At 68.0% G+C, this 13,489-nt stretch carries 11 protein-coding genes; 8 read left to right on the top strand and 3 right to left on the bottom strand.

The window, feature by feature from the left end; all coding sequences use genetic code 11:
* The first annotated feature begins 52 nt into the window (after positions 1 to 52).
* The 3 genes from HRJ34_RS03260 (at position 53) to HRJ34_RS03250 (ending at position 2,776) form a co-directional block, all read left to right on the top strand.
* Positions 53 to 1,468: a M20/M25/M40 family metallo-hydrolase gene (locus tag HRJ34_RS03260; protein ID WP_016745236.1), complete on the top strand. Its 1,416-nt coding sequence runs from the start codon at positions 53 to 55 to the stop codon at positions 1,466 to 1,468.
* A gap of 127 nt (positions 1,469 to 1,595) precedes the next feature.
* On the top strand, positions 1,596 to 2,033 hold the full coding sequence (locus HRJ34_RS03255) for a hypothetical protein (protein WP_011951087.1): 438 nt from the start codon (positions 1,596 to 1,598) through the stop codon (positions 2,031 to 2,033).
* Positions 2,034 to 2,035: 2 nt separating this feature from the next.
* On the top strand, positions 2,036 to 2,776 hold the full coding sequence (locus HRJ34_RS03250) for a TorF family putative porin (protein ID WP_226949022.1): 741 nt from the start codon (positions 2,036 to 2,038) through the stop codon (positions 2,774 to 2,776).
* A gap of 19 nt (positions 2,777 to 2,795) precedes the next feature.
* Here HRJ34_RS03250 and HRJ34_RS03245 read toward each other — a convergent pair whose 3' ends face one another.
* From HRJ34_RS03245 to HRJ34_RS03235, 3 genes are all read right to left on the bottom strand, one after another.
* Positions 2,796 to 3,500 (bottom strand): glutathione S-transferase family protein, encoded by a 705-nt coding sequence (locus tag HRJ34_RS03245; RefSeq protein WP_016745238.1) that lies wholly within the window; start codon positions 3,498 to 3,500, stop codon positions 2,796 to 2,798.
* 151 nt (positions 3,501 to 3,651) lie between these two features.
* Positions 3,652 to 4,110: a hypothetical protein gene (locus HRJ34_RS03240; RefSeq protein WP_208633329.1), complete on the bottom strand. Its 459-nt coding sequence runs from the start codon at positions 4,108 to 4,110 to the stop codon at positions 3,652 to 3,654.
* 15 nt (positions 4,111 to 4,125) lie between these two features.
* Positions 4,126 to 5,463 (bottom strand): DNA recombination protein RmuC, encoded by a 1,338-nt coding sequence (locus tag HRJ34_RS03235; RefSeq protein WP_086400728.1) that lies wholly within the window; start codon positions 5,461 to 5,463, stop codon positions 4,126 to 4,128.
* A gap of 124 nt (positions 5,464 to 5,587) precedes the next feature.
* Here HRJ34_RS03235 and HRJ34_RS03230 point away from each other — a divergent pair, with 124 nt between their 5' ends.
* From HRJ34_RS03230 to HRJ34_RS03210, 5 genes are all read left to right on the top strand, one after another.
* Positions 5,588 to 7,615, top strand: coding sequence for an adenylate/guanylate cyclase domain-containing protein (locus HRJ34_RS03230; protein ID WP_016745241.1), 2,028 nt, complete (start codon positions 5,588 to 5,590; stop codon positions 7,613 to 7,615).
* A 40-nt stretch (positions 7,616 to 7,655) separates the two neighbouring features.
* Positions 7,656 to 8,357 (top strand): hypothetical protein, encoded by a 702-nt coding sequence (locus tag HRJ34_RS03225; RefSeq protein WP_226948603.1) that lies wholly within the window; start codon positions 7,656 to 7,658, stop codon positions 8,355 to 8,357.
* A 242-nt stretch (positions 8,358 to 8,599) separates the two neighbouring features.
* A complete protein-coding gene (gene cysS, locus HRJ34_RS03220) occupies positions 8,600 to 10,132 on the top strand; it encodes a cysteine--tRNA ligase (RefSeq protein ID WP_208633328.1) in 1,533 nt (510 codons plus the stop codon).
* A 127-nt stretch (positions 10,133 to 10,259) separates the two neighbouring features.
* Complete coding sequence (locus HRJ34_RS03215) at positions 10,260 to 11,912, top strand: acetolactate synthase large subunit (RefSeq protein WP_016744628.1); 1,653 nt, start codon at positions 10,260 to 10,262, stop codon at positions 11,910 to 11,912.
* Positions 11,913 to 12,007: 95 nt separating this feature from the next.
* Positions 12,008 to 13,444 (top strand): aldehyde dehydrogenase family protein, encoded by a 1,437-nt coding sequence (locus tag HRJ34_RS03210; protein WP_011951078.1) that lies wholly within the window; start codon positions 12,008 to 12,010, stop codon positions 13,442 to 13,444.
* Positions 13,445 to 13,489: the final 45 nt, after the last annotated feature.

Raw genomic sequence — 13,489 nt, 5'->3', positions numbered from 1 at the left:
GTCAGGGCTGGGATTTGCCGCCGCCACTAACCGACGACAGGGCAATTGGCAAATGGGGAGCGGATGGTTAGCAACCAACCCCATGAAGAAAATTTCGTTGCTGGCGCTCGCCGCCTCCGCCGCCCTTTCCTCCCCCCTCCTCGCCCAGGCCAAGCCGGAAGAGACCGCCGCGCTGCGCGACGCGGCGCTGACCGACAGCGTCGCCTGGGACATCACCGAAGGCCTGACCACCGAGATCGGCCCCCGCCTCGCCGGCAGCGACGCCGAGGCGCGCGCCCGCGACTGGGCGGTCGCCCGGCTCAAGGCACTCGGCTTCTCCAACGTCCGGGTCGAGCCGTTCGAGGTTCCCTATTGGGAGCGCGGCGAGGCAAGCGCGGAGATCGTCGCGCCCTATCCGCAGCCGCTCGTCCTCACCGCGCTCGGCAACAGCGCCGCGACCCCGGCCAAGGGGCTGACCGCCGAGGTGATCGGCTTCGACAGCCTCGATTCGCTCAAGGCCGCCGATCCCGCGGCGGTGAAGGGCAAGATCGTCTTCCTCACCCACCGCATGGCCGTGACCCAGGACGGATCGCATTACGGCACGGTCGGCAAGGTCCGCCGCGAAGGGCCCTCGGCAGCCTCCAAGCTCGGCGCCGCCGCGATCCTGATCCGCTCGATCGGCACCGACCATCACCGCGCGCCGCACACCGGCGCGCAGAGCTGGAGCGACGGCGCGCAGCCGATCCCGGCGCTGGCGCTCGCCAATCCCGACGCCGATCAGCTCGAACGGGTGCTCAAGCGCGGCCAGCCGGTGACGGTGGCGCTGAAGGCGACGGCCCGGATGGCGGGCAAGCGCCTGTCGGGCAACGTCATCGCCGAGGTGCCGGGCCGCGATCCCAATGCCGGGATCGTCCTGGTCGGCGGGCATCTCGACAGCTGGGACCAGGGCACCGGCGCGATCGACGACGCGGCCGGCGTCGCCATCACCACGGCGGCGGCCAAGCGGATCATGGACGCCGGGCAGCCGCTGCGCACGATCCGCGTCGTCTGGTTCGGATCGGAGGAGATCGGCCTGTTCGGCGGCGCCGCCTATCGCGAGAAGCACAAGGACGAGAAACACCATCTGCTCGCCGAATCCGATTTCGGCTCGGACCGCATCTGGCGCTACCAGACCTCGATCGCCGAGGCCGCCCTGCCGGCGATGAAGCCGCTCGCGGCGGCGCTCGCCCCGCTCGGCATCCAGCCCGCGCCGCGCAACGGCGACGCGTCGGGATCGGACATCTCCGAGATCCAGAAGCTCGGCATCCCGGTGATCGAGCTGGGCCAGGACGGCACCCGCTATTTCGACGTCCACCACACCCCCGACGACACGCTCGACAAGGTCGATCCGGCGCAGCTCCGCCAGAATGTCGCCGCCTGGACGGCGCTGCTGTCGGTCACCGCCAACGACCCGACCGATTACGGCCCGGTCCCGCCCCGCGCCCACTGATCCCTGGCCAACTGATCCCGGCGGGCGGCGGCAAATGTCGCCGCCCAGCAAAGGACCAGCAACACAGCGGTCATACCTCGGCTGTCGCGACCGCCCGCAGGAACGGCGGCGCAAGCAGGAGAACGCAATGACCATGATGATGCTTTTGGGGGCGCTGACCGCATCCCTGGCGGGCGCGGATGGAGGCCATCTCCATCGCACGACGATCGAGCATCGCGGCGCGCCCGTGACGATCGACTACCGGGCGAGCACTGCGCTCAGCACCCGCCAGACCGGGATGTCGCCGCCGACGCGGACCGGCGGGGTCGTCCGCTGCGCCTGGGTCGCCCGGGTGGCGGTCGAGCGGAGGCTGGGCGGCGCCGACGGACTCAGCCGCGTCGTTGACACCGGGCTGCAGCTCAAGGGCAGCCAGCCCGGCACCTGCACCGCCGCGAAGAAGGCGATCGAGCGCGAGGTCGCCGCGCGCGGCGACGAGGTCCGCCGCCACGTGCTGGCGGTGGTCGAGCGCGACCGCGCGACCTTGCTCGCCGAGCTCGAGGCCGCCGCGCGGCCGAACGCGAGCTGATCGTGCGTCTCCGGGCAGCGACCATTTTTTCCGGCCTGCTGCTCGGTGGCCAGGCAATGCAGGCGGCGCGGGCGGCGGACTGGTCGCCCTCGCTCTCCGCGACGCTGACCAGCGACGAGCGCCGCCGCGGGCTGAGCTGGAGCGACGGCCGTCCGGCGGCGAGCGCGCGCCTGTCGCTGCAACCCGTCGAGGGCCTGTCGGTCTCGGTCGCGGGCACGACGCTGCGCCACGGCGCGCGGCACGATGGCGCCGCGATCGGGATCGACAGCGCGCTAGTCTACACGCAGGACTTCGGCGCGATCCGCGCCGACGCCCAGGTCAGCCACCACGCCTTCCCCGGCCATGGCGGCGCGAACTTTGTCGAGCTGGGCGGCGGCGCGGGGACGACGATCGGCCCGGTGCAGTTCGACCTGTTCGGCCTCTACGCCCCCAAGCAGGACGCGATCGGCGGCGACAATCTCTACCTCGCCGCCGCCGCCTCGGTCGCGATCGTCGGGACGCCGGTCACGGTCGGCGCGCAGGTCGGCCGGTCGAGCGGCACGTCCGACGATCCCGTCCGCTCCGCCCGCCTCCGCCCGCACGGCCGCTACACCGACGCGGCGCTGCGCGTCGACTATGTCGCCGGGCCCTTCACGATCGGCGTCGACCTGACCGACAGCTGGCACGGCCGCCGCGTGGCCAGCGGCCCGATCGCGGCTGACGCCGGACGGCGGGTTTCGGCGCGGATCGGGGTCAGCCTCTAATTCCTCATGCCGGCAGGCTCTACCCCCGCTTCGGAATCTCCAGCCCGCGCTGCACCGCCGGGCGGGCGAGGCCGCGGTCGAGCCAGGCGGGGACGTTCTTCAGGCCGTCATATTCGACGAGGTCGCGCGCCTCGTAGAAGGTGATCAGGTTGCGGACCCAGCCGAGGGTCGAGACATCGGCGATGCTGTAGTCCGCCCCCATGATCCAGTCGCGGCCGTCGAGCCGCTGTTCGAGTACGCCGAGCAGCCGCTTCGACTCGGCGACGTAGCGCTCCAGCGGGCGCTTGTCCTCATAGGCCTTGCCGGCGAATTTGTTGAAGAAGCCGACCTGGCCGAACATCGGGCCGATCCCGGCATTCTGGAAGAACACCCACTGGATCGTCTCGTAGCGCAGCGCCGGATCGGCGGCGATGAACCGGCCGCTCTTGTCGGCGAGGTAGATCAGGATCGCTCCCGACTCGAACAGGCCCAGCGGCCGGCCGCCGGGGCCGTCGGGATCGATGATCGCCGGAATCTTGCCGTTCGGGTTGAGCGACAGGAATTCGGGCGTGTGGCTCTGGTCGGCGGTGATGTCGACGAGGTGCGGCTCATAGGGAAGCCCCGTCTCCTCCAGCATGATCGACGCCTTCACCCCGTTGGGCGTGTTGAGCGAATAGAGCTGGATGCGGTCGGGATGTTCGGCCGGCCAGCGCCGGGTGATCGGAAAGGCGGAAAGATCGGCCATCGATGGTCTCCATTCTATGATCTGGGTTTTGTTTAACCCCCTCTTCCATCGTCATGCCAGCGGAGGCTGGCATCCATGTCTGTCGTCTCCTCAGATGGCATCTGGCTGGTGAGAGACATGGGCCCCAGCCTCCGCCGGGGCGACGGTGATATCAATAAACCTCGCTGTCCGGCTGGCCGCGCATCCGCAGGGTGTGGACCCCGGCGAAGGCCAGCCCGACCAGCCCCGCCACCACGCCGAAGATCGCCGGCGGGAAGCGGCCCTGCCCTGCCGGCATCCAGTCGCCGCGTTCCATGTTCGCGACGATCGCGAAGCGGCGGCCGACCGGATAGTCGGCCAGCTCGCCGCAGGCGATCGACAGACCGTCCTGGAAGGCCATCGTCCGGTCGCGGAACTCTATCCGCAGCGAGCAGATCGCCAGCGGCGACGGGTCGCTGCGATACTGCGCCACCACCCGCGCCGAAAGCTCGCGGCCGCCGCGCAGGATCGCGTCGCGACGCGCATATTCGGTGGCGGAGACCCAGGCGAAGACCAGGGTGAGGACGCTCAGCACCGCCCAGACGATCCGCAGCGACAGCCAATGGTCGGGCCTGTTCTCCGCCAGCGCCATCGACCGTCTGCCGCGTCAGTTCGGCAGGCCCGGCTCGCCGCCCTCCGGCGATGCCAGCAGGTCGACCGACGGCTCGCTCGCGCGGGTCTCGATCGCGCCCAGCTCGTCGATCTCCTTGTCGCCGGTCTCGACGTTGAGCTCGCGGAACTTGCGACCGGTGACGAGAACGCGGCCCTCGAAGCTCGACACGAATTTGTTGTAATTCTCGACCGCGCTGTTGAGCCCGCCGCCGACCCGGCGCAGATGGCCGGCCGCGGTCGACAACCGCTCGTACATCTCCTTGCCGAGCCGGCCGATCGCGCGCGCCTCCTCGGCCATCTTCTCCTGCCGCCAGACGCTGGCGATGGTGCGCGCGAGCGCGACGAGGTTGATCGGCGTCGCGATCAGCACGCGGCGCTGGTGCGCCCAGTCCCACAGCTCGGGGTCCTGCTCCATCGCCGCCGACAGGAAATGCTCGCCCGGGATGTACATGACGACATAATCGGCCGCATCGCCGAAACGATCCCAATAGCTTTTCTGGCCAAGCTGGTTGGCATGGGTGCGCAGCGCCGCCGCATGCGCCTTGAGCAGGGTCGCGCGCGCCGTCTCGTCGACCTCCTCGCTCGCGTCCATATAGGCGTTGAACGAGCATTTGGCGTCGACGATCAGCTTGCGGCCGCCGGGCAGGCGGACGACGACGTCGGGGCGCAGCCGGCCGTCCTCGGTATCGACCGACACCTCGGTCGCGAAATCGGCATAGGGCGACAGGCCCGCCTGTTCGAGCACGTTGCGCAGCGACTGCTCGCCCCAGCGCCCGCGCGCCTTGGGGCTGGCGCGCAGCGCGTTGACGAGGCGAGCGGCCTCGTCGCGCACCTGCCCCTGCCCCTGGCGGACCAGCTCGACCGCCTCGCGCAGGCCGGCATAGCTGTCGACCCGCTCCTTCTCGACCCGCTGCAACCCTTCCTCATAGCGCTTGAGGGTGGTCTCGACCGGGTTGAGCAACGCCTTGAGCTGCGCCTCGTTCTTCTCGCCCGCCTGGTGGAAGCGCTGGTCGGCGCGTTCGAGGAACTGGCGCTGCGCCTGGTCGAGCAGCTTGCCGCCGACCTCGGCGAACTGGGCCGCGAGCTGCTCCTTCGCCTCCTGGAGCTGGCGGATCTGCGCCTCGAACGCCTCGGTCCGCGCCTGCCGCTCGGCGGCGAGCCCGGCGCGATCCGCCTCCGACCGGGCGAGCGCGTCGCGCGCGGCGTCGAGCGCCCGGCGCAGCCCGGCGGCGTCCTCGGCCCCGCTCGCCAGCAGCCGGCCGCGCACCAGCCAGCCGATCGCGAGCCCGATCAGCAGGCAGGCGGGCAAGGCAAGGGCGACGATCGGCGACATGGGGCATCCTTTGGAACAGAATGGGAACCCTGCCCCGGACCGGCACGGATTGCAAGCGAACTCGCCGCTTCCCATCTGCCTCGCAATCGCTCTAATATCCCGCCAGGGCATATTGGGGGATTCTATGGCGGGTAGCGGCGAAGGCGCGTCACTGGCGGCGCGTATCCGGGGTTTCGGTCCGCTCTTGCGCAAGACGCTGCGACAGATCGGCGCGACCCGACTCGTCGTCACCGCGATCTTCCTGATCCTCGGCCTCGCCTTCGCCCGCTACAGCTGGAACGTGATGCTGGCGAAGGACGCCGAGCGCGCGCTGTTCGACGTGCGGCTGCTGCTCGCCAGCCCGCGGGTCGAGACCGATCCGCGCATCGCGATGGTGACCTTCACCGAGGACACGCTGCGCCTGACCGGCCGCCGCTCGCCGCTCGACCGCTCGATGCTGGCCAAGGGACTGCTCGCGCTCGACCGGATGAAGCCGAAGGCGATCGGCATCGATATCCTCGTCGATCAGCCGACGCCCGAGGACCAGATATTGATCGACGCCTTCCGGACGATGAAGACGCCGACCTATCTGGGCTTCGCGTCGCATGCGACCAACACGACCTTCATGACGCTCGACCAGGAGAATTTCCTCCGCGACTTCCTGCGGCAGACAAAACCCGGCAACGTCCACCCGACGAGCATCCGCCTGCTCGCCGACGACGACGGGGTGATGCGGAGTTGGCCGAACCAGCCGCGCGAGCTGCCGCCGCTGATGGCGAACTCGCTGACCGGCGGCGGCGAGCAGTTCCGGTCCTACCAGGGATCGATCCGCTACCGGCTGCCGAAGTTCGCCGACCGGCCGGTGTTCGACAAATTCCCGATCGAGATCATCGCCAATCCCGATCTGATCGAGGCGTTCCGCCCGCAGATCGAGGGGCGCTACATCATGATCGGCGGCGACATCCCCGACGTCGACCAGTTCATCACCCCCGCCTCGCGCATCCAGAAGGGCGAGACGACGATCGGGCTGGAGATCCACGCGACGCTGCTCGCGCAGATGCTCGACAACATCATGCCGCGCAAGATTCCGGGCTGGGGCCTGTGGCTGATCGCGCTCAGCGTGATCGCGCTCGGCGCGCTGACGGCGGTGTCGAACATGAAGATCTGGAAGCTCGGCCTGCTGCTGCTGGTCCAGGCGGGCGCGATCGCGGCGGTGCCGTTCATCTGGCAGTTCCACGGCATCGACACCCAGGGGCTGCCGGTGTTCGGCTGGCTGATCGGCTGGGTCTTCGCCTATTCGGCGGTCGGCACCGCGGCGCGGGGCATCGGATCGGAGCAGCGCAACTTCGCACAGTCGGCGCTCGGCAAATATCTGCCCGGCGACATCGCCAAGGACATCATGAAGAATCCGGAGCGGCTCCAGCTCCACGGCGAGAAGCGCGAGATCTACGCGCTGTTCAGCGACCTGGAAGGCTTCACCAAGCTCAGCCACCAGATCGAGCCGGAGATGGTCGCCTTCCTGCTCAACAAATATCTCGACGTGCTGTCGGAGACGGTGCTCGAACATGGCGGCACGATCGACAAGTTCGTCGGCGACGCGATCGTCGCCTTCTGGGGCGCGCCGATCAGCCGCCCCGACGATTGCGAGCGCGCCGTCCGCTGCGCGGTGGCGATGTACGAGGCGGGCGAACAGTTCCGCCGCGAGGCGCCCGAGGGCGTGCCGCCGATCGGCGTCACCCGCGTCGGCGTCCATTTCGGCGAGGCGATCGTCGGCAATTTCGGCGGCGAGGGCCGCATCCAGTACACCGCGCTCGGCGACTCGATGAACACCGCGTCGCGGCTCGAAGGCGCCAACAAATATCTCAAGACCAAGACGCTGGTCAGCGACACGGTGGTCGAGCGCTCGGCGCTGAGCTGTTTCCGGCCGGTCGGGCGGATCGCCGTGTCGGGCCGGTCGACCCCGATGGAAGTGTTCGAACCCGTCTTCGATTTTTCCGAAACCGCTGTGCAACAGTTCACAGACATCTTCCGTAGATATGATGCAGGAGATGAAGGTGCGTTGGCCGAGTTCGAAAAGATGGCCACAGAAAATCCTGATGATAAGGCGCTCGCCAATCTGATAGAGCGTCTTCGTGAGGTTGGACCGGGAGGTTATAGTGCTCTGGACAAATAAACGCCGGCCGCAGGCTGCCATTGCGGCGTTCCTTGGAATCATGCTGGCGGGCAGCGCCGTGGCGGCCCCGCTGGTGGTCCGTTCGGCGGGCCCCTCGGCCAAGGTCTATCCGGCCGGCAAGGCGCTTCCGGACAATGCCAAGATCACGCTGAAGGCCGGCGACACCGTCGTCCTGCTCGACGGTCGCGGCACCCGCACGCTCAGCGGCCCGGGCACGTTCAGCTCGACCGGATCGACCGTCGCGGCGGCGACCACCGGCTCGACCCTGGGCGCGCTCGTCTCGGGCGGCGGCGAGCGGCGCGCGCGGATCGGGGCGGTGCGCAGCGCGAGCGGCATCGACAAGAATGCCGGCCGCAACCCGAACGTCTGGTATGTCGACGTCACCCGCAGCGCGAATATGTGCGTCGCCGACACCTCGTCGGTGACGGTGTGGCGCCCCGACGCGAGCAAGGCGGCGAGCGTCCGCGTCACCCGCGCCGACGGCACCAGCGGCACCATCGACCTCGCCGCCGGCCAGGCCGCCGGGCTGTGGCCGGCCAGCCTGCCGGTCACCGACGGCAGCGCCTACAAGCTGAGCTGGGACGGCGCCAAGGCCCCGACGTCGCTCAAGTTCGTCGTGGTCAAGCCGACCTCGCCGGGCCTCGAGGACATGGCGCAGTCGCTGATCAAGGCCGGCTGCAACGCGCAGCTCGACCTGCTGATCGAGACGGTCGCGCTGCCCGACGGCAAGTCGCAGGGCTGATCCCTCCCTTCGGGGCAGAGCGGAGGCCGGCGGGGCGACCTGCCGGCCTTCTTCTTTAGGGAGAAATCGTCATTCCAGCGAAAGCTGGAATCTCCCTGCCTTTCGACGCTGTGACGGAAACAGGCCGGGCGAGGTGAAGGGAGATCCCGACTTTCGTCGGGATGACGGATATGGGGACAGGCCCCTTGGCCCCGTCCGCCAAAATGCTCTAGAGCCGCGCCGCTATCTTTATGGGATCATCGATGACCGACACCGCACCCGCCGGCGCTCCCCTGATGCTGTTCGACAGCCTCACCCGGTCGACCCGCGCCTTCGCGCCGATCGATTCGGCGATGGTGCGCCTCTACAGCTGCGGTCCGACGGTCTATAATTTCGCCCATCTCGGCAATCTGCGCGCCTATGTCTTCACCGACACGCTGCGCCGGACGCTCAACTGGAAGGGCTGGCCGGTCAACCATGTCATCAACATCACCGACGTCGGCCACCTGACCTCCGACGCCGACGAGGGCGACGACAAGATGGAGGCGGCGGCGAAGAAGGCGGCCAGGACGATCTGGGAGATCGCGGCCTTCTACACCGACGCGTTCAAGGCCGACCTCAGGGGCCTCAACATCATCGCGCCGACGCTGTGGAGCGTGGCGACCGACCATATCCAGGACATGATCGCCTTCGCCCGGACGATCGAGGCGGCGGGCGCGAGCTACGAACTCGACGGCGGCCTCTATTTCGACACGTCGAAGGTGCCCGACTACGGCCGCCTCGCCGGCGCGCGCGGCGACGAGACGGTCGGCCGCATCGCCGAGGTCGAGGGCAAGCGCAACGCCGCCGACTTCGCGCTGTGGCGCCGATCGGCGACGGGCGAGCAGCGGCAGATGGAATGGATGTCGCCCTGGGGCCCCGGCGCGCCCGGCTGGCACCTCGAATGCTCGGTGATGAGCATGAAATATCTGGGCAGCCAGTTCGACATCCATACCGGCGGGATCGACCATCGCGAGATCCACCACTGCAACGAGATCGCCCAGAACCAGGCCTTCACCGGCACCGCCGCGTCGGGCGCGAATTTCTGGATGCACAACAACTTCCTGGTGGATCGCGGCGGCAAGATGTCGAAGTCGAAGGGCGGCTTCGCGACGCTCGCGGGCGTGATCGACAAGGGCGTGCATCCCCTCGCCTATCGCCTGCTCTGCCTGTCGGCGCATTATCGCTCCGAGCTCGAATTCTCGCCCGAGGCGCTGGCGGCGGCGCTGACCCGGCTGACCCGGCTGGTCCTCGCCGCGCAGCAGCTCCGCGAGAAGGCCGGCGATCCCGACTGGCTGCGGCTGATCGACGAGACCGGCGCGAGCAAGGGCGCCTCCTTCGCCTATCAGCGCTCGGTCGTCGAGGCGGGGCTCGGCGCGAAGGCCCGCGCGCTGATCGTCCAGTTCGACGAGGCGCTGTCGAACGACCTGATGGTGCCGCAGACCCTGCCGCTGCTCGAAACCGCGATCGCCGACAAGGCGATCCCCGCCGAGGAACGGCTGCGGCTGCTCGCGTCGATGGACCTCGCGCTCGGCCTCGGCCTGCTGCGCCTGCGGCGAGTCGACCTGCGGCTCCGCCCCGCCGACGCGCGGATCGGGGACGACGAGATCGAGGCACTGATCGAACAGCGCCAGGCCGCGCGCGCCGACAAGGACTATGCCGCTTCGGATCGCATCCGCGACGAACTCGCCGAACGAGGGGTCTCGGTGATGGACGGGGCCGGCGACATGCGCTGGGACTGGATTCTCGATCTCTAGGCAATTGTGGCGGAATCAATCCGCAACAGATTGTAAAAAATCCTGTTCCCCGTCGCCGAAATGACATAGCAATCGCCCATCTTGCATGGTCGCAACAGGGGCGCGACGACAGTAAGGGGGGCATAGCATGGCGACGAAGGCATCCGATCTCTTCATCCAATGTCTGGAAGAGGAGGGCTGCGAATATATCTTCGGCGTTCCCGGCGAGGAAAACCTCGACATGCTCGACAGCCTCTCGCGGTCGACGAAGATCAAGCTGATCCTGACCCGCCACGAACAGGGCGCCGGCTTCATGGCCGCGACCTATGGCCGCCACACCGGCAAGACCGGCGTCTGCATGGCGACGCTCGGGCCGGGCGCCACCAATTTCGTGACCGCCGCCGCCTATGCGCAGCTCGGCGGCATGCCGATCCTGATGGTCACCGGCCAGAAGCCGATCAAGAAGTCGAAGCAGGGCCGCTTCCAGATTCTCGAAGTCGTCGAGATGATGAAGCCGATCACCAAATTCACCCACCAGCTCGCCTCGGCCGACAACATCCCGAGCCGCATCCGCGAGGCCTATCGCCTCGCCGAGGAGGAGAAGCCGGGCGCGACCCATATCGAGTTCCCCGAAGACGTCGCCGACGAGCACACCGACTCGAAGCCGCTCAAGCGCTCGCTGGCCCGCCGTCCCGAGGCCGAGGACAAGGCGGTCCGCGCCGCCGTGAAGATGATCGAGGACGCGAAGTCGCCGATCCTGGTGATCGGCGCCGGCGGCAACCGCAAGCAGACCGGCCGGATGCTGCTCCAGTTCATCGAGAAGACCGGCATCCCCTTCGTCACCACCCAGCTCGGCAAGGGCGTGATCGACGAATGCCACCCGAAGTTCCTGGGCTGCGCCGCGCTGTCGGCGGGCGACTTCGTCCACCGCTCGATCGAGCATGCCGACCTGATCATCAACGTCGGCCATGACGTGATCGAGAAGCCGCCCTTCTTCATGCGCAACGGCGGCACCCCGGTGATCCACGTCAGCTCGAAGACCGCCGAGGTCGACCCGGTCTATTTCCCGCAGGTCGAGGTGATCGGCGACATCGCCAACGCCATCTGGAAGATGCAGAAGGACATCGTCCCGTCGGGCCGCTGGAATTTCGACTTCATGATGAAGGCCCGCAAGGCCGAGGTCGCCCATACCGAGACGCTCGAAGGCGATGAGCGCTTCCCGATCTTCCCGCCGCACCTGGTGCGCGAGATCCGCCGCGCCATGCCGGCCGACGGCATCATCTGCCTCGACAACGGCGTCTACAAGATCTGGTTCGCGCGCAACTATCCGGCGCGCCAGCAGAACACCGTGCTGCTCGACAACGCGCTCGCCACGATGGGCGCGGGCCTGCCCTCGGCGATGGCGTCGGCGATGGTCTATCCCGACCGCAAGGTGATGGCGATCTGCGGCGACGGCGGCTTCATGATGAACAGCCAGGAGATGGAGACCGCGGTCCGCCTCGGCCTCAACATCACCGTGCTGATCCTCAACGACAGCTCCTACGGCATGATCCGCTGGAAGCAGGCGAACATGGGCTTCAAGGACTGGGGCCTGACCTACGGCAATCCCGACTTCGTCAAATATGCCGAAAGCTACGGCGCCAAGGGCCACCGCGTCGAAAGCGCGGCCCATCTGACCAAGCTGATCAAGGAATGCCTCGACACGCCCGGCGTCCACCTGATCGATTGCCCGGTCGACTATTCCGAGAACGACCAGATCCTCAACAAGGACATCAAGACGCTCAGCAAGGAAATATCTTAATTCCGTTATGATCGATTTCGGCGGGGTCGCCTGGCTGCCTATATGGAGCCGCCACCCCCGCCGCTCCCGGCGATGACGATAACGGACGGTCCGCGATGAAGCTCAAAGACACCTATCCCCTCTATCTCGCCAACGAGGCGCAGCAACCGAACACCGACCTGAAGGTGACCGACAAGTTCACCGGCGAGGTCGCGACCCGCGTCGCGCTGGCCGACGCCAAGACGATCGACGCCGCGATCGGATGGGCGGTGAAGGCCGCCGAGCCGATGGCGAAGATGGCGAGCTACGAACGGCAGGCCGTCCTCCAGCATTGCGTCGACCGCTTCGTCGAGCGCAAGGACGAGCTCGCCTACGCGCTGTGCGTCGAGGCCGGCAAGCCGATCAACGACTCGCGCGGCGAGGTCGGCCGCCTGATCGACACCTTCCGCATCGCCGCCGAGGAATCGGTGCGCATGACCGGCGAGGTCCAGCCGCTCGACATCTCGCCGCGCGCCCGCGGCTATCAGGGGATCTGGAAGCGGGTGCCGATCGGCCCCTGCTCGTTCATCTCGCCGTTCAACTTCCCGCTCAACCTCGCCGCGCACAAGATCGCCCCGGCGATCGCGGTCGGCTGTCCGTTCGTGATGAAGCCGGCGAGCCGCACCCCGCTCGGCGCGATCATCATGGGCGAGGTGCTGGCCGAGACCAACCTGCCCAAGGGCGCCTTCTCGATCCTGCCGGCGGCGCGCGACGGCGCCGACCTGTTCACGGTCGACGACCGGCTCAAGCTGCTGTCCTTCACCGGCTCGCCCGACGTGGGCTGGGACCTCAAGGCCCGCGCCGGCAAGAAGAAGATCGTGCTCGAACTGGGCGGCAACGCCGCGGTGGTGATCGATGCCGACGCCGACCTCGACGACGCGGTCGAGCGCACCGTGTTCGGCGCCTTTTACCAGTCGGGCCAGTCGTGCATCGGCGTCCAGCGCATCCTGGTCCACGACGCGGTCTACGACGCGTTCCGCGACAAGCTGGTCGCGAAGACCAAGACACTAATCGCCGGCAACCCGCATGACGAGAAGACCTTCGTCGGCCCGATGATCGACGTGAAGGAGGCCGAGCGCCTCGACGGCTGGATCCAGGAGGCGACCGCCAAGGGCGCGACCCTGCTGTGCGGCGGCAGGCGCGAGGGCGCGATGCTCGAGGCGACGCTGCTCGAGAAGGTCGATCCCGACACCAAGCTCAACCGCGAGGAGGCGTTCGGCCCCGCCGCCTTCCTGATCCGCTTCAGCGACTGGCACGAGGCGCTCAGGATCGTCAACGACTCGAAGTTCGGCCTGCAGGCCGGCATCTTCACCCGCGACATCTTCAAGATCCTCGACGCCTGGGACGATCTCGACGTGGGCGGCGTCGTCGTCAACGACGTGCCGAGCTACCGGGTCGACAACATGCCCTATGGCGGCGTCAAGGACTCGGGCCTCGGCCGCGAGGGCATCCGTTTCGCGATGGAGGACATGACCGAGATCCGCAATCTCGTCATCCGGCGGCGAAGCGCTTGATAAGCTTTGAATGATTGCCATCGGGCGGTTAAAGAGCGATACAAA

Source organism: Rhizorhabdus wittichii (assembly GCF_017607425.1).
Lineage (GTDB): Bacteria > Pseudomonadota > Alphaproteobacteria > Sphingomonadales > Sphingomonadaceae > Rhizorhabdus > Rhizorhabdus wittichii.
Note: the sequence above shows the minus strand (reverse complement) of the source record. Positions and strands in the feature narration are given on the sequence as shown.